Consider the following 17,566-nt stretch of genomic DNA (forward strand, 5'->3'; position numbering starts at 1 on the left):
TCCTCTTAAGCTTGGTTGGAGTCGTTCGCCAAATTCCGGTTGATCTGGTCTACGTGTTTGCCAATATGTTCGACGACGAAATGGTCCAGCAAGAACGTCATCGGCTTTTCCCCGAATTTGGGGTTGCGATGGGTGGCCGTCAACAACAGGTCATCGTCCTGCAGTCCCATCAGAACGCGCTCCGCGCGGCCTCCGGTTTGTCTCAGCCGCTGCAGCACTTCCTCGTAGTCCCGTCCGTGGGCTTGATCGACGGCCGCCAAACGGGCCGCGTCCTGGAGGCCCCGCCCCCACTCGTTTCTCTCGCGGCGGACGACGGCCTGCAGCTCGTCGAGCCAATAATTGATCGCCTCGTCCACGTGGCAGAGCACCTGCAGAATCGACCAGGCTTCCTCCGAAGGCTTCCGCAAATAGCGGGATTCCGGCAGTCCTTGCGCCAGCTTCAACATTTCGGCGAGCTTATCGCGGGTATTCCGAACGTATTCGCGCACTTTGTCCTGAGCCATCGTATCTTCCTCCCCTTATCGGCGAACGCGGTTTTCCAGCGTCCCGAGCCGATCGATATCGATTCGAACGACATCTCCGTCCTGCAGGAAGACGGGCGGGTCCATCGCGACGCCGACGCCGCCGGGCGTCCCGGTGCACACCACGTCCCCGGGCTCCAGCGTCATGAAACCGGACAGAAATTCCACGAGATCGTGCACGTTGAAAACGAAATTCGCCGTATTCGTCTTTTGGCGGAGCTCCCCGTTTACCCGGAGCTCGACGTTCAGTCGGTACGGATCTTCGATTTCATCCTTGGTCACCAGGTACGGTCCCATCGGCGCGCTTCCGTCGACCGTTTTGCCTTGCAGCCATTGAATCGTCCTGCGCTGCAAATCGCGCGACGTGACGTCGTTGACGATCGTATAGCCGGCCACGTAATCGAGCGCGTCCGCCTTGCTCACCTTGGAGGCCCGCTTCCCGATCACGAAGGCGAATTCCGCTTCGTAGTCCAGTTGGTTCGTGACGGAAGGATACGGGATATCGTCCTGCGGACCGATGATCGTGTTGGCGTATTTGGCGAAGATGACCGGGAACTGCGGGATCTCCCGCCCCATCTCCCGGATGTGCTCCCGGTAGTTATGCCCGACGCAGACGATCTTGTTCGGCGTCGTCACGGGCGCTTCCAGCTTCACCTCGCCGAGCTGAAGCGAAAGTTTCCAATCGGCCGCCGATGCCGCCGCCGGGTTCTCTTCGACGTAAGCGCAAGCACGCTCCGCCATGTCCATGCTTTCCCGGCCGCCCTGCAAAAACCCGACCATCTCCGGGGGCACGTAGGCCTCGGCAATTTCCCGGTACCGGTATTTGCCTTGCGATTTCAGCCAGAGTTGGACCGCGTAGTTCAGATCCGTAATCCGGCTGCCCTCCAGACGGCCGATTCTCGTGCGGCCTTCGCGCGTAAACGTAACGAGCTTCAACGTCTTTCCTCCTGTCGTTGCGATGTGTTCCGGGTGCGAACCAGAAAGCGCTGTCAACACTAATCTTAAGGAACGGCCGCCGAAAAGAACACCTTCACGGCGGACAAAAAACCGGGTGTTTTTTCGTTCGCGATGAAGAAAAGGACAACGAGCCGGCGCGCACGCGCTGCCGTTCGTTGTCCTGCCGGTACGTATGGCGTTGGAAGCCGCCGTTTAAGGGAACAGCTTCATCGGCGCGGACAGTACGCCCCACTCCGCCCAGACGGTCATCTTGATCTCTCCCGCCCGTTCGATCCGCGTCGTCCGTTTCAGCGCTTCTTCGATCGAATAGCGCACCATCATCCGCGCGAGCGGTCCCGCCGGGCATTTGTGCGGTCCTTCGCCGAACACGATATGCCGGTCGATGTTCGGCCGGTTCAGGATGAACCGATCGCCGTCCGGGAACACGGAATCGTCGCGGTTGGCGGACGCGTAGTTGAGCGCGATCGGTTCGTCTTTCCGGATCAGCTGCCCGTGGATGACGACATCGTGTTTGGCCGTGCGGGACATCCCCCGGTACGGCGTGAGCAAGCGCAAATATTCCTCGACGGCCGCCGGGATGAGGCTCAGGTCGCTCCGAAGCTGTTCCTGGATGTCCGGATGCTCCGTCATGTGCACGAAAATGCTGGCGATCAGCACGCTGGGCGCGATCATGCCGGCCACCAGCAGCGCCCGCACGCAGCCCAGGATCATGTCGTCCGGCAGCGGCTGCCCTTCGTAAGTCTCCGCCAGCAAGGCGCTGGTCAGGTCGTCGTCCGGAGACATCGGCTTCCGCCTGCGCTCGGCGATGACTTCGCGCGCGATGTCGTACAAGCCGAGGCTCAGCCGCTTGACCTTCTCCTGGTCGTCGAACTCCATGATCGCCTTCACGTAGGCCGTGCTGATCTCCTTGATTTTGGCGGACAGTTCGACCGGGAGATTGAAGAAATGGGCGAACACGTGAGCCGGGATCTTGTGCGAATAGTCGGCCGCGATCTCGACGGTGTGCCCGCCGATCAAAGCTTTCGCGAGCTCTTCCGTATCGCGCTGGACCAGCGGCTCGATCCGGGCCATCTTCTCCTTGGTGAAAAACCGGTTGATAAGCCTTCGGTATACCGAATGCTCCGGCGGATCGAGATGCAGGGGAGGCCGCCTTCCCGTAAACGCGACTTTGGGCACGACGTTCTGCACCGAAGTCGTGTACGTGTGGTAATCCTTCAGTACGCCTACGACGTCTTCGTACCTCGACAACACCCAGAAGCCGCCCCATTCGTTGCTGTGGGCGAGCGGGCATCGGGCCCGCATTTCCTTGTACAGCTCGTGCGCGCTGGTGAACGTTTCCGGCGCCCGGGGGACGAAATCGTCGTCCGAGCGCTTGTCGATAACGCCGGGATTGCTCATGGTCGATCCCTCCTGTATCGGATCCGCCTGATCCGGAATCCTGCCGCTTACCGGTTCCCGCCGGTTACGACGACCTCGTCGCCGTCCCACGCGAATTCCGCGTTCAAGCCGGCTTCCCTCGTAATGCGTCTCATATAGTCCAGCATCTCTTCCCCGCCGGCCGATCTCGCCAAGAGCTCGGGCTGTCCCCGGCGGTCGACGTAGCAAGGCCGGAACGCGACCCGCGTCACCCCCGCCCTGCCGATCCGGCAACGGGCGAGCATCGCGAACTTCGCTTCCGGGTGAAACGGATAGGTCTCGTACTCGGGATCGGGCTCGAAGCCGAACATCGCCTTCCTTCGCTGCGCCCAGTTGTCGGGCAGCGGCCCGGTCACGAGCGCCCGCAGCGGCAAATACACGTAACCGTTGCCCAAGCTGTGGAAGATTGCCTTTCCTTTGTACCATTCGATCCCTTTCAGGATGTGGGAATGGTGGGCCAAAATCAGGTCCGCCCCGGCGTCGATCGCCTCGTAAGCAACCTGGAACTCGTAATCCAGCAGCTTGGCGGGGGTATGCACCAACCCTTTGTGCAGCGCGACGATCACCGCGTCGCACTCCGAACGGAGCCGGCGGATATCCTCCTTCAGCCGGCCCATGCTGACCGGCTCGGCGAACGTGAAGGCTTTCGGCTGGCCGCCGGGATTGGCGTGGTCCAGCTCGTAGTGGGTAATGACGTTGACGTACGCGTTGCCGGGACGGCCCGCTGCCGCCCACGTTTCCTTCGGTCCCACGCAGTTGTAGTTCAGGAAGCCGACGCGGATCCCTTTGCGTTCCAAGACCCGCGCCCTTCTCGCTTCTTCCAGGTTCATTCCCGCTCCGACGTAAGCGATGCCGTGGCGGTCCAGCCATTCGTGCGTATCCTCGATGCCTTCCGGACCGTAATCGGCCAGATGGTTGCCCGCCAGCGTCACGATGTCGAAGCCGGCGTCCGCAAGCGGACGCAGGTTCGCCGGAATCCTGCCGAGGGAGACGGCGTGGGCGTTCCGCTCCGTATGCGTCACTTCCAGCTGCCCGACGGCGATATCCGCTTCCCGAAGCAGCTGCCGCGTCGAGTCGAATAGATGGCCGCAATCCGGCCCCAGAATGATATCGCCCGCCGCGATCAAATCCAATTCCGCTCGATCCATAGACCCGCCTCCGTCAAGCCGTGTACGTCACGATTCCGTCCGCGTACCGGGAACGGATCTGACCTTCGGCTTCCATGAAATCCAGCAGCCCGATGATTTCCGACATCACCGGACCGAACAAGGTGCCGTATTTATCGCCGTAGAAAGCCTGCGCGATCTCGGCGGCCGTCGACTTCCCGCCGAGGATCAGGCCGCGGACGGACTCGGCTTTCTTGCGGATGCGCCCGATCCGGTGTTCGATCAGGGCGGCCGCGTCGTCGATCGCGTCCCCGTGGCCGGCGTATACCCGCGCGGGGCGAAGCGGCAAGCATTTCTCCATGGAGCGGACGTAGTTCGAAAGCGACGGGAGGCGCCGGCCGTCGCGGTCCGGCTCCACGAACGCGTTGCTGGAAATCCGGCTCAGCAGGTGGTCCCCGGCGAACATCGTCCGGGAGCCGGGGAGCCAGAACGCCAGATGGTCGGGCGCGTGCCCGGGCACCTCGAGCACTACCGTGCCCTCCGCCCTGTCGGACTCCCGCACGGCCGTAATGTCCGCGCGGATCCGCAGCCCGTCGTTCCCGGACAATGCCGCCCGCAGCTTGTCGACCTGGCGTTCGCCCGCTTCGCCGCAGCCCATCTCCCGATACAGCCGGGCGTAAAACTCGACCCGCATCGAGAGGAAATCCGGATCTCTCGTCAGGCGGGGCACGGCATCCGGATGGGCATAGACCGGAATGTCGCGGCGCTCCGCGATGCGGTTCACCAGCCCGACGTGATCCGGGTGGCTGTGCGTCAATAAAATCGCCGCAAGGTCGCCGACCGAATATCCTTCGGCCGCCAGCGCGTCCTGAAAATCCCGCCAACACTCGTCCGTATCCGCGGCCGCGTCGACGAGCAGAAGCCGGTTGTCCAGCTCCAGCAGAAAGACGTTGGCTTCCCCGACCTCGTAAGGCGTGTTAAAGCGAATTTCCACTACTTTGCAACCAGCCCTTGACTCGGATGTCATGATGTGCTCGATCCCTTTACGTAAGAGGTTTGGCGCCCAGCGTATGCTCCAGGAAATCCTCCAGCTTGGCCTTCATCGCCGATTCGTCCCAAGCTCTCGCGTCCACCGGGTCGGCCTTCAGCTGAAGCACGGGAATGCCCGCGTCCTCCAGCGCTTTCTTGATGAAATACGTGCCGCCCGCGCCTTGCGTGCAGCTCTCGCTGACCAGATGGACGACGCCGTCAATCTGGTTGTGCTTCGCTTCCTTGACGTACCAGCTGCTGTTCCATGGCGGCATGTGCAGCATGTCTTCCATGCCCACGAACCGGCTGGCCAGCGTCCGGAGCGAATCTTCCCCGTATCTCGCGTACGCGTCGGCGGCAAGACCCAGGTAGATCGACCAGATGAACGCCGCGCCGTACCGTTCTTCGAAATGCTGGTAGAAGCCGAGGTTGAACCACAGGCCTCTGCCGATCCACATCAGCCGAATATTTTCTTTGGAGCACGCCGATTCTCCCCGTTCGACGATTCCGCTGACTTCCTCGTACAGCGATTTCGCGATGTCGACGGCCCACTCCGTGCCGCGCTGCCATTGCGGCACCATGACCGTCTGCACCGTGTCGGTGATGCTGACCGGCGCCGGCACGGTCCGGGCGATCAAGTCGCGCGTCTTGCGGTTATAGCTCGCCTGTTCGTTGACCAGACGGAGCACTTCGCGGAACTTCGTTTCGCTGAACGTTTTGCCGGTGTGGGTCTCAAGGAAACGGATCAAGCCTTCGAAATCCTCGACCATCAGGTCCAGGCGGTGGGGCTCGAACAGTTCGTCCCATTCGTACGGGGCTTTCTCCCACCAATTGGGGGGAATGTACGTCGGCACCGTGTTCTCCAGCGGATAGAACGGCACGCCGAACTTGCGGGACCACAGCTCGAAAATTTTCGCTTGCGAATCGCATGTCAGGCGCGTCACGCCGACCGTCGGCTTCGGCAAGCCGCCCCACGGCCCCTTGTCCGGTTCCGGATCGAAGGCGGAGGCGAGCGACAGCGAGCAATATTGGCACAAATCTTTGCGGTAGCCTTCTTCGTTCAGCAGCCCGAGGTAGTACGGCGCCATCTGCTTCGCGGAACAGACCGATGCCCACCACTGGTTAACCACATATGGAATATCCATCGCCCGGAAAATTTCCTGCGGCACGTCGGCGTTGACGATCGCCAGCGGTTCGCCGGCCGCCACCCTCTCCCTCAGGCCCATGAACCATTCCTTCTGGTACGCGGTCGCTCTGGCTGCCGTCTGAAGACGTTTGACGCTGGCTTTGCCCCGAGGGCCGTCCGTCCGGCTGTCCGGTCTGACGTCTTGTTCGTTTCGGCTCAAAGGACTCCCTCCCCGGTTGCTTTCCGTTCGCGGATCGATTGAATGAAGCGACCGATCTTGTCCCGCTCGCCGCCGTCGTCCCGCAGCCGGTAGGGCTGCCGGTCGAGCAGCAGCACGGATACGCCCATCGCTTCCAGCGCTTTGCGCTGTTCCGGGAAATCCCAAGACGGCGCGTCGTCGGACTCGTGGATATACGCGATGACGCCTTCCGCCCGGGTCTCGCGCACCCGCTTCGCCAGTTCGGCCGTGCGTTCGGTAACCGTGCCCTGGCTGGAACTGACCGATCGGAACTGGTACCGGTCGACGATCGCGTCGATCGGATCGACGTTCGGGTCGGTCATTACCGCGTAATGCCGATCTCCCTTGTCATGGTCCTCTCCGACGACGATTCCGCCGCACGATTCGGCCAGCTCGTAAAACTCGGGATGATCGTGCGCGCTGCCCGTGAAGAACAGCCTGACGCCATCCAGCGGGGCATAGCCCGGCGCTTCCTCCAGCAGTCGGCGAAGCCATTCGTTATGCTCCCGCACGGGCGTCACCATGGACGATCCGATGATTCGGAGCGCGTTCGCGCCGCTGATCCGCGGACGATCCGCCGTCCTCAGCTCCGCGACCTTATTCAGCAATTCCCGGTTCCGGTTGCAGACGTCGATCGCCGCGGCAAGGTCCTCCCGCGCGATGCGTTTGCCGGTCCACTTCTCCAGCTCTTGCAGCAGAACGTCCGTCCGGGCCCGGTTATACAAGGCGCTCATGCGGTATCGGGTATGAAGAAAATCATAGAAATACAAATCGGGAACCGGTTTGTCCGGCTCCGCCTCGCGCATCGCTCGCAAGTAATAGTAGACGCGGATCAGCGCATCGGACGAATTCGAAATGAACAATCGATCCGCGTAACGGTACGATCCGCTGACGATCTGTTCGAACAGGGCGCGTACCCCCGGATCGAACCCTTTCTCCAGATAAAGGTCGGCCGTATCCGTTGCCGCGCCGTCGCCGAAAATCCGCACCGGCAGCACGCCGGCGGCGATCAGCATTTCCTCCGGCACGTCGGCGCCCAGACAGGCGGCGACCAGGCCGCCGTTTTCTTTCCACTCGAGCGCAGCCTTATGTTTGTGGTCATAGGCTTGAACCAGCTTGTTCAGCGCCGTCAAAATCGCACCCCTCTCCCGCTGTGAAAGCGCCTTCCTTACTTTTCTTATTATAAAGGCATGCTGACGAATAACCTACGTTCATCGTGCAGTAAAAAAGAGAGCCGCATTCGTGCTTGGTGCACGATGGGCTCTCCCGGAAGCACTCGCTTCTCCCTCTATCGTCTACTCCTCGTCCGCCGGCGTGATTTTCACCGGCACGGAGGCCGCGCCCCATTCCGGCCAGTTCGTCATCTCGATGTCCCCGGCCAGCTCGATGCGCTTCGTGCGCCGCAGCAGCTCCTTCAAGGTCATTTGCAGCATCATGCGGGCCAGAGGCGCTCCGGGGCATCGATGCGGACCGACGCCGAACGCGATGTGGTCCTTGATATTGGGCCGATGCAGGATAAACCGGTCGCTTTCCGGAAACACGGACTCGTCCCGGTTAGCCGAACTGAAGACCATGGCGATCGGCTCGTCTTTCTTGATCGTCTTGCCGCCGATGACCACGTCCCGGGTCGGCGTACGGGCGAATCCCCGATAAGGCGTAAACAGCCTTAAATATTCCTCGATGGCGTCCGGCACCAAAGACGGATCCCGTCTCAGCATTTCGTGCACGGAGGGATTTTGCGCGAGGTGCACCGTCATGCTGCCGATGAAAATGACGGGCGCGATCATCCCGACGACGATCAACTGGCGGATCGTCCCCAAAATCAATTCGTCCGGCAACGGCTCGCCGTTATAGGTTTTGTTCAAATACGCGGCGACCACGTCTTCCTCGGGATCGTACGTTCCTTGCTTCCGGGAGTCGATCAGCTCGCGGGCGATTCGGTACAATTCCTGGCTGTGCCGCTGAATCGCCGGCTTGTCGCCCACATGGAGCGCATGGACGTACCGGGAGGTGGTCTCGCGGATCGTCATCGACATTTCGGTCGACAGGCTGAAGAAACTCGCCAGCGCGTAACCGGGCAGCTTGTGGGAGAAATCCTTGCACATGTCGCCTCCACCGTTCCGGATGAAAGGCTCCAGAAGATTCACGACGGCGGCGTGCACCGGTTCGCGCAATCGTTCCAGCTTCCGGTCCGCGAAAAACGGGTTCAGCACGCCGCGGTACGGCGTATGTTCCGGCGGATCCAGATGAAGGGGCGGCCGGCGGCCGGTGGTCGAGACTTTGGGCACCACGTTCTGCACGGAAGTGACGAACACGTCCGGCTGTTTGAGCGCTTCCACGACGTCGTCGTATTTCAGCAAAGCCCAAAATCCGTCATAGGAGCGGCTGTGCGCCACGGGACACCGGCTGCGGAGCTCGGCGAACGTCTCATGGGCGCTGGTGAACGTTTCCTTCGTCATCGCTTCGAAATCATGCGTGCCCGTTGTCAATGGAATCCCTCCTCCGGGAAAATATTTCGGCATTCAACTCCATACCAGACGTTCTTCGCGGTTCGGGTCCGGGATCAGCTCCGTTCGCTCGCCGAAAATCATCGTCGGACGGTGATCGAGCTCGTAGGCGGGCCATTCCGGGATGTCCGGCGTGTTCGGATCCCCGCCGCGGGCGAAGGCGATCCAGGCTTTATGCATTTGTTCGGCGAGCCGCGCCGGCGGCGAATCGCCGAGCATCCGGCGGGCCGAAGGGTTGCCGATGGTGTTGAAAACGAACGGCAGCTCCATGGCGTGGCAAGCCCCCAGCTTTCCGTCCATCGCGGGGCTTTGCCAATGGAATCGGTACATCCACACCGGAGCGTGATGGTTGACGCGGCTCTCGGCGATCCGCAAGGCGGAAGTCCAGAAAATCCGGTCGCTGACCAGCTGAATCAAGTTCCGCGTCACTTCGGCCTCGCGGGAGGGACGCTGCAAATAAAACGGGACGGCGCGCTCCGGAAACGGACCGAACCGGTGGATGAACCACTCCACGGCGGAACGTTCGTCCGAAAAGGCTTGCTCCCATCCCGGATCGGACAGATGCATGAGCGCCATTTCGTCCGACGTCGCCCCGACCATCACCGGAACCTCCCGGGCCGCTCCGTCCGCCAACGCCTCCGCCGGATGCCGGGGCAAGGCGATCCCGTCCACGACCGGGAAAAACCGCAATCCATGCCGGCGGACGATCTTCTCGGCGCGCTGCGTCAGCTCGGCCGCCGGCATCGCCTTCAGGGCGGACATCACGTCGCCGGACAAGTTCAAGCCTTCCAGCAGGATCCGGGCGGTCCGAGCGGCCGCGCCCAGCGAATGGACGTAATCCATGGCTGCGCTTTGCAGGATGGCGCGGTGGAACAGCCCCTGCGCGGACAGCATGGCCATCAGCGCGGCCACGCTCCCGGCGCCCGCCGACTGGCCGAATACGGTGACCCGCTCCGGATCGCCGCCGAACCGCTCGATGTTGTCCCGCACCCAGCGCAAGGCGGCCGCCTGGTCCAGGATGCCGTTGTTCCCGGACGCCGCGTACGCTTCGCCGCCGATCTCTCCCAGCTGCAGGAAGCCGAGCGCGCCCAACCGGTAATTGAAAGTGACGAACACGAGGTCGCCGGCTTCGCAGAAGGACGAACCGTCGTACGTCGGCTCGGCGCCGGATCCGCCGATAAACGCGCCTCCGTGAATCCAGACCATGACCGGTCTTCTCCGGTCGTCCGCTCCCGGCGACCAGACGTTCAGATACAGGCAATCCTCGCTCATGCCGAGGCCGCCCGGATCCTTGGACGTTTGCGGGGCGACCGGGGAGAAACGCGTGGCGTCCCTCACCCCTTCCCAGCGTACGGGAGGCTCCGGGGGCCGAAAACGCAAATCTCCGAGCGGAGGCCGGGCATACGGAATCCCTTTCCATACCCAGCAGCGGCCGTTGTGCCGCCCTTCCGCTTTGCCGCAGCGGGTTTCGACGATGGCGTTGCCCATGAAACCGCTCCCTCCTTCGACGCCGGCCGGGTTCATGCGTCCTCGCTCCTGTCTTGTCGGGCGGCGGTCGGATGACCGTCCCTCTTCAAATAGAGAATTAAACCGATCAAGATGGGAACGACCGTCGCCAAATACATCGCGGAATACCCCCATTGTTTGGCGGCGAGTCCGCCCAACACGGGCCCCAGTCCCGCGGCGACGTCCAGTCCGAGATAGAACGTGCTGACCGCCGCGCCGCGCCGCTCCTGCGGCGATTGGCTGACGGCCACCGAGTTCAGCGTGCTCTGCGTCGCCCCGTTGCCCGCGCCGAAGATGACGGCCGCCGCCAGAAACAAGGACAGATGATCGGCGAAATAGAGCAGTACCATCGAGCCGACCTGCAGCAGCAAGCCGGGAACGATCGCGCTGGCGGGCCCTTTCCGGTCCGCCAGCAGGCCGGAGCCGGGCCGGGACAAGACGAGCGTCAGCGCGTAAACGGTAAAGAACAATCCGATCGAACCGACGTTTTTCTGCGCGGCGTAGATGGCGACGTAGGTGGACACGACGCTGAACGACAGCCCCGAAAACGTCGCGACGACGGCCGGCTTCACCGCGCGCCGCTCGATCAGGTCGAATTGGGCGGACGCGGTCTTTGCGGCGTTGCGGGGCGCGGTCGTTCGTCTCCGATCATAACGAACCGTCAGACCGAGCGCCGCGCCTGCCGCGACGAAGCCCGCCGACACGCCGAACAGCGCATGCACGCCCCACTGCTCCATCAGGAACAAGCCAAGGCCGGGAGCGACCGCCATGGACACGACGGTTCCCAGGCTGAAATAGCCGATCCCTTCGCCGAGCCTGTGCCGGGGGATGAAATCCGCGGCAATCGTGTTGGCGGCCGTCGTCGTGATGCCGATGCCGATGCCGTGGAGGAGCCGCAGCAGCAGCAGCGGCCAGAAGGCATGCGTGATCGGATAGCAGGCGATCGCGGCGGCGGACGCCAGCTGCCCGTACAGGTAGGTGTCCTTGCGGTGTCCCGCGTCCAGCCAGCGGCCCGCGAACGGACGGGCGGCCATCGCCGTCACGACGAAAATGCCCGTCAGCAGGCCCACGATATCCTGGGCGTTGCCCAATTGCTCCAGGTATAGGGGGAAGGTCGGAGACAGCATCAAATAACTGCCGACGACCAGACTGTTCGCGATCATCATGAAGACGAAATTCCGGTTCCACATCGTTCCCGCTTCCGCGGCGGGCGTTCCCGTTTCACGCATGGCCGCCGGCCGACAGGCGCCGTTCGGCTTGTTCCCATTGCTGCCGCTCCTCGCGGCACGGGTCGTCTTCCACCCTGCTCTCGGCATCGAATACCATGACCGATCTGCGCTCCGTATCGTAAGCCGGCCAGTCGGGCCCGTCTCCCGCATTCGGGTCGCCGGTTCGCGCGAACGCGATCCACGCGCGAAACATGCGTTCGGCCAGCGCCGGATCGTCGTAGGGATTCGGACGGTTGAACACGTACGGAAGCTCGTCGCCGTGCATGGCGTATCCCGTATTCGGATTCTGCCGGTCGAACCGGAACATCCGCACGGTCGCCCCGTGCCGAATTTGCAGTTCCGCCAATCGGACGGCCGGCGCGATGAACTCGTTGCGGATGAGCAGGGGCAGCAGCTTCTCCGCCAGGTCCGGCTCATTCCGTTCCCGCTCCAGGTAGTACGGGGAAATCTCGGGCCATAAAGGGCCGATTCTCCCGGCGAAATCCTGCAGCAGTTCTTCTTCGCCCATCTCCGCCCAGCGCGGATCGAAAGCCCGGGTGAAGTCGTTCCGCGTGTACCCGATCATCACGTTGATGTTGCGGGCTGCTCCGGCTTCCGCCGCTTTCAGCGGGCCCGCGGGAAACGCCGGACCGCCGACGGTCGGCTCCAGGCTGCGGCCGGCGCGCAGCGGTGGAGCCGCTTCCAACAGGCTTTCCGCGGTAAGACTCCGCAGTCGGCCGATCTCTTCGGGCGGCACCTTCAGCTTGGCTAACATCGATGCCGCGATTTCCGACGCGCCGGCCGTCGTCGTATAGGTGCGAAGGCCGCCGCTGTGGATGATCGCTTGCTGGAACAAGCCGGCTGCCGACGGCATGGCCAGCAGCGCGCCGACGCTTCTCCCCCCGGCGGATTGGCCGAATATCGTCACGCGGTTCGGGTCTCCGCCGAACGCCGCGATGTTCTCCCGGATCCAGCGCAAAGCCGCGACTTGATCCTGCAAGCCCAAATTCCCGCATTCGTCGTATTCGGGTCCGCCGATCCCCCGGAGCTGCAGGAACCCGAGCGCCCCGAGCCGGTAATTGATCGTCACGAGCACCGTATCCCCGCTTCGGGCGAACGTCGCGCCGTCGAACCGGGGATCGGAGCCCGAGCCCATCGCGAAAAACCCGCCGTGGATCCAGACCATGACCGGCCGTCTCCGGTCATCCGCTCCCGGCGACCAGATATTCAGATACAAACAATCCTCGGAGTGTCCCTTCGGCGATAAGATCCGGTTCTCGCGCAAAATTTGTTTGGCGGCGGGACCGAAATCGGAAGCGTCCCGAATGCCGCTCCAAGCCTCGGGCGGCTGCGGAGGCCGAAACCGCAGCGGCCCCGTCGGCGGTTGGGCGTACGGGACGCCTCTCCAGACGCCGATTCCGTCTTCGAGCCTGCCTTGCAATTTTCCGTACCGGGTGTCGACCAACGTCCTCATGCTGCAGCAGCTCCTTTACGTTTCGCAGGCAACGACGGCTTCGTCGCCTTCCACGGTGTATTCGAACGGCAGTCCTTGATCCTTCGAAATCCGCTCCACGTACCGCACGATGTCGCCGAATCGCGGATCGTCCGCCGCGAGCGGCTCCGGGCGCTGCGTCCGATCGATCATGACGGGCTGGAAAGCGACCCGCTCGACGCCCCGATCCGAACACGAGCACCGCACGGCGATCGACATGAACGTATCGGGAGGCAGCTCGGCTCCGCCTTTCCCGAATTCCGGATTCAGACGGGCGATTTCCCGATGCGATTCCTTCTCGGCCAGGTTCTCCGCGAACGTAAAGGGCGACTCCAGCGCGAAGTTGCCGAGACTGTAGAAAATCGCTTTCCCCCGGTATACCTCGATGCCCTTCAGAATATGGGGATGATGCCCCGCGATCAGATCGGCTCCGGCGTCGATCGCCGCGTAAGCGAGTTCCTTCTGATAATCGGACAAAACGGCCGGCACGAAATGGATGCCCCAGTGCATCGAAACGACGACGACATCCGCAAGCGACTTGGCCCGCGAGACATCCTCCTCCATCGCCCGCAGGTCGCCCCGATGGGGGTACGTGAGCACCCGGGCAGGAGTGCCCGGCTGGTCGTGCTCGATTTGCTCATACAGCGTATGGGCGCGCAGGGGAGCGCAACCCGGGCGGTCGCTCTCCGCCCAGTATCCTTGCGGAAGAATGGAGTTGTAGGCCAGGAAGGCGACGCGAACGCCCCGTCTTTCCACGATCGCCGGCGCTCTGGCTTCGCTCAGGTTCCGGCCGGCCCCGATCACCTGCAGCCCTTGCTCCCGCAGCGCGTCGATCGTGTCCTGGAGAGCCTCCCGGCCCCAGTCCATGCAATGGTTGCTGGCGAACGAGGCCACGTGGAACCCGGCCCTGCCGATCGCCCCGGCCGCGCCCGGATCCGCGCGCATGGGCAACCGGGCTTGCGGCAGCGGCGTTCCCCTCCGCGATAGCGCCGGCTCCAGCTGGCAGAACGCGACATCGGCCTGCCGGATGCCCGGCGCCGCGTATTCGAAGATGGAATCCGGATCCTTCCGATTCGGCCCGACGTCTCCTACGGCCATCAACGTGATGCGATTATCCATGCTCCGGTCTCCTTACTTGTCGAGCCATACTTGTTCGGGCGTCCATTGCGGCGAGTTGAAATGGTCGTCCTTCACGTACTTCTGTTTAGCCGATACGTTCTTGGAGGCGTAGATCCAGAAAAGGGCCGCTTGATCGTCGGTGGCGACTTTTTGGATCTGCCGCACCAAATTTCTGGCTTTGTCCGGGTCCGGCTCGACCGCCGCTTCGCCGATCAAGGTTTTCATCTCGTCCGGGTTGTACAGAGAAGGCATGCGGACCGCGGAGACTTGCGGACCGAGCAGACGGGTATACGCGCCCAGCTCGTTCGGCACCACCGTGAACGGGATAATCGTCAGGCCGTCGGACCACCCGCCTTTCTCCGGACCGCCGGTCAGCATCGTGGCGTATTTGCCCTGATCCAGCAGTTCGACTTTGGCGTTAATGCCCACTGCCTTCAGGTAGCCTTGCGCGGCCGTTAAGATGTTGGCGTACCCCGCGGTGTTTTGCGCATACAAGGTCGTGTCGAATCCTTGCGCGTACCCCGCTTCGGCCAGCAGCTTCTTCGCGGCTTCCGGATCGTAGGCATACCCTTTCACGTCGGCGTTGTATGCCGCGCTGCCCGGAGCGGCCAATTGGGTCGTCGGCTCGAAGAAGCCGTACCCGAGCGTTTTGGCGATCGCGGCGAAATCGATGGCGTGCCATACGGCCTGGCGCACCTTGAGGTTCGCGTAAACCGATTTCTCATGCGCGCTGTCCGGTACGAGTCCGAGCACGGCGTTGGCCAGCTTGGACGGCGTGACGTCGAACTTCCCTTTGGCTTGCAGATCGCTCGCGCTTTTCGCGTCGACGTTCATCAGCACGTCGACGTCGCCGTTCTCGAACGCCGCGGCTTGCGTCATCGGATCGGCGATGACGGAGATGACGAGCCGGTCCAGCTTGGGCTCCCCTTGCCAGTAATCCGCGAATTTCTCGTAGACGATTTTTTGGCTGCGGTCCCAGCTTACGAACTTGTAGGGACCCGTGCCGACCGGATGCGTCTCCGTCCATTGCGGATCGTGCTCCCCCGCCGATTTCGGCGAGATCATCATGCCCGGGATGCTGGACAAATACGGAAGGAGCAATCCGTCGTATTCGGTCAAGTTCAGCTTGACGGTATATTCGTCGACGACGTCCACCGAGCGGACTTTGGCGAGCTCCGACCGTTTGGTCTCGATATAGCGGTCCAAATTCCATTTCACCGCATCGGCGTTGAAATCGGCGCCGTCATGGAACTTGATCCCCTGATTGAGCCCGATCGTAATGGAGGTTCGATCGGCTGCGACTTCGTAGCCTTTGGCCAGAAACGGCTCGATCTCCCCGTCGTCGGTCCGTCTGAATAACCGTTCGACGGCCGGCGCCGCGTAATTGGGATCGGCTTGGTTCATGATCGTCGGCGGATTGCCCAGGATGACGGCGTCTTCCAGGGAAGCCACGTTCAGCGTGCCTCCGGATTTGGCCGCGGCGTCCCCGGACGGGGCCGACGCGTTTCCGGATGGAGCGGACGATTCTCCGGACGGGGCGGCCGGCGTCTCGGTTTTGCCCTGCGAAGAGCAGCCTGCCGCCGGCAAGGAGACGGCGAGCGTGAAGAGGAGGGAGACGAGCAGGCGTCTCCGGGCGCGGGTGTTGCGCATGGAAGCAACTCCTTTATGGGATACGGCCTATCCCGGTTCGGACAGGCCGTATTCAGCGTTTTTTATTTGTCCAGCTTCGCGGTTTCCGGCGTCCAGCTGACCATGTAGGTCGTATCCATGCCGGCGTCATGCACTTGTTTCGATTGGATCGTCAGCGCGCTGTTCACGTACAGCGGAACGGCAAGCGCGTATTCGTCGAACGCTTTCTTCTGCAGCGTCATGGTGGCGGCCTTCTTGGCGTCGAAATCCGCCACGGTTCTGGATTGCTTCAGCAAATCGTCGAATTCGGCGACGTGCGCGGAGCTCCGCGTGTTCGTCCCGAAGGAGGCGAAGTTCCGGATCATGTTGAACGACGGATCCGTATCGACCCGGAACACATACCCGAGCAATCCTTTCCAACTGCCCTTCGCCCCGGAAATCTCCCTGAATTTGGCATTTTCGACGGGAACCAATTGGACGTCGATGCCCACTTTGGCGAGGTAAGCTTGAACCGCCGTATACAGCTGCACCGCGTCCGGACCGTTGGCGAACGTCAATTCCGTTTTGAAGCCGTTCCCGTAGCCCGCTTCGGACAGCAGTTGCTTCGCCTTGTCGGGATCGTAGCCGATCTTGACCTCATCGTTATAAGACCAGGTTCCCGGAATGCCGTATTGGTTGGTCGGCATGCCGTAACCGAAGTTCAGCGAGTCGACGAGCGCCTGGCGGTCGATCGCGTAAGACAGGGCTTGGCGCACCTTCACGTTCGACCAGGGCGAGGAAGCGTCGTCGCCGGCGATGTAGATCGTCGGTCCCGCGCTGCCGTTGCCGTTTTCCAAATTGACGACCTGGAAGCTGCCCGCGAGGTTTTTCGCCGCTTGCGGGGACGCGCCGAAATAAGCGTCGGCTTCTTTGGCCTGCAGCGCGGCCTCCGCGGTCTGCGGATCGCCGATGATTTTCCATTCGACCGCGTCCAGGTACGGCATGCCCTTCTGCCAATAGTTCTCGTTTTTCTTGAATTTGACGGAGACGTCTTTCTGCCAGTCGTCCAGAACGAACGGTCCCGTGCCGACCGGGTGCGTCGTCGCCCATTCCTTGCCGTTCTTCTCGAAAGCGGACGGCGAAGACATCTGAATGACGAGAACGGCGTCCAATAACCCGATATCCCACGTGTTCAGGTTGATGCGGACCGTCGAGTCGTCTACGGCTTCGATCGATTTCGTATCCTTCTCGTTGAAAACCGGTTTATTGGAAAGCCGGTATTGCTCCAGGTTCCATTGAACCACCGCGGCGTTGAAATCCGTGCCGTCGGTGAATTTGATGCCCGGCTTCAGCTTGATCGTGATCGTCTTGGCGTCGGCATCCGTCTGCCAGCTGTCCGCGAGGAACGGAACGAGCTTGGCGTCCCGGTCGTAGCGGCCCAGCGCTTCCAGCGCCGTCGCGCTGATCATGAAATCGGAGATCGAGCGGATTTCCGGATTGTACCCGATCGCGGTGGCGTCGAACGAAGCGATGATTCTGAGCGTGCCGCCTTGCGCAGCAGGCGAGGCGGACGGCTGAGCGGAACCGGACGCGCTTGGCGCGCCGGCGGCAGGCTTCGATTCGGCGCCGCCTTCCGAAGACGATTTCGAACAACCGGACAACAGCGCCCCGCCGACCAGCAAGGCGGTTAAAACGAGCGAAAAGACGGATTTCTTGTTCATCGGCATCCCCCT

At 62.4% G+C, this 17,566-nt stretch carries 14 protein-coding genes; all 14 read right to left on the reverse strand.

From position 1 onward, the window contains the following. Positions 1-5 precede the first annotated feature (5 nt). Positions 6-503, reverse strand: a complete 498-nt coding sequence (locus PTZ19_RS02465) for a DinB family protein (protein WP_276352170.1) — start codon at positions 501-503, stop codon at positions 6-8. Positions 504-518: 15 nt separating this feature from the next. Then, on the reverse strand, positions 519-1,457 hold the full coding sequence (locus tag PTZ19_RS02470) for a fumarylacetoacetate hydrolase family protein (RefSeq protein WP_276352171.1): 939 nt from the start codon (positions 1,455-1,457) through the stop codon (positions 519-521). 213 nt (positions 1,458-1,670) lie between these two features. Then, entirely contained in the window at positions 1,671-2,876 is a 1,206-nt protein-coding gene (locus PTZ19_RS02475; protein ID WP_276352172.1) for a cytochrome P450, read from the reverse strand. A 47-nt stretch (positions 2,877-2,923) separates the two neighbouring features. After that, positions 2,924-4,042 (reverse strand): CapA family protein, encoded by a 1,119-nt coding sequence (locus PTZ19_RS02480; protein ID WP_276352173.1) that lies wholly within the window; start codon positions 4,040-4,042, stop codon positions 2,924-2,926. A gap of 13 nt (positions 4,043-4,055) precedes the next feature. Further along, entirely contained in the window at positions 4,056-4,994 is a 939-nt protein-coding gene (locus PTZ19_RS02485) for an MBL fold metallo-hydrolase (protein WP_276352174.1), read from the reverse strand. Between the two features lie 49 nt (positions 4,995-5,043). Further along, positions 5,044-6,375: a 2-hydroxyacyl-CoA dehydratase subunit D gene (locus tag PTZ19_RS02490; RefSeq protein WP_276352175.1), complete on the reverse strand. Its 1,332-nt coding sequence runs from the start codon at positions 6,373-6,375 to the stop codon at positions 5,044-5,046. Next, complete coding sequence (locus PTZ19_RS02495) at positions 6,372-7,526, reverse strand: 2-hydroxyacyl-CoA dehydratase subunit D (protein WP_276352176.1); 1,155 nt, start codon at positions 7,524-7,526, stop codon at positions 6,372-6,374. Before PTZ19_RS02495 ends, PTZ19_RS02490 begins: the two co-directional genes overlap by 4 nt. Before the next feature lie 162 nt (positions 7,527-7,688). After that, on the reverse strand, positions 7,689-8,882 hold the full coding sequence (locus PTZ19_RS02500; RefSeq protein ID WP_276352177.1) for a cytochrome P450: 1,194 nt from the start codon (positions 8,880-8,882) through the stop codon (positions 7,689-7,691). Between the two features lie 33 nt (positions 8,883-8,915). Then, positions 8,916-10,424 (reverse strand): carboxylesterase/lipase family protein, encoded by a 1,509-nt coding sequence (locus PTZ19_RS02505; protein WP_276352178.1) that lies wholly within the window; start codon positions 10,422-10,424, stop codon positions 8,916-8,918. Beyond that, complete coding sequence (locus tag PTZ19_RS02510; RefSeq protein WP_276352179.1) at positions 10,421-11,596, reverse strand: MFS transporter; 1,176 nt, start codon at positions 11,594-11,596, stop codon at positions 10,421-10,423. Before PTZ19_RS02510 ends, PTZ19_RS02505 begins: the two co-directional genes overlap by 4 nt. Positions 11,597-11,627: 31 nt before the next feature. Then, the gene (locus PTZ19_RS02515) at positions 11,628-13,088 is read right to left on the reverse strand and encodes a carboxylesterase/lipase family protein (protein WP_276352180.1); all 1,461 of its coding nucleotides are present in this window, start codon (positions 13,086-13,088) and stop codon (positions 11,628-11,630) included. 15 nt (positions 13,089-13,103) lie between these two features. Continuing rightward, on the reverse strand, positions 13,104-14,225 hold the full coding sequence (locus tag PTZ19_RS02520; RefSeq protein WP_276352181.1) for a CapA family protein: 1,122 nt from the start codon (positions 14,223-14,225) through the stop codon (positions 13,104-13,106). Positions 14,226-14,237: 12 nt separating this feature from the next. After that, a complete protein-coding gene (locus tag PTZ19_RS02525; protein ID WP_276352182.1) occupies positions 14,238-15,875 on the reverse strand; it encodes an ABC transporter substrate-binding protein in 1,638 nt (545 codons plus the stop codon). A gap of 62 nt (positions 15,876-15,937) precedes the next feature. Then, positions 15,938-17,554, reverse strand: coding sequence for an ABC transporter substrate-binding protein (locus PTZ19_RS02530; protein WP_276352183.1), 1,617 nt, complete (start codon positions 17,552-17,554; stop codon positions 15,938-15,940). Between the last annotated feature and the right edge of the window lie 12 nt (positions 17,555-17,566).

This window comes from Cohnella caldifontis, assembly GCF_029360585.1.
GTDB classification, from domain to species: domain Bacteria; phylum Bacillota; class Bacilli; order Paenibacillales; family Paenibacillaceae; genus Cohnella; species Cohnella caldifontis.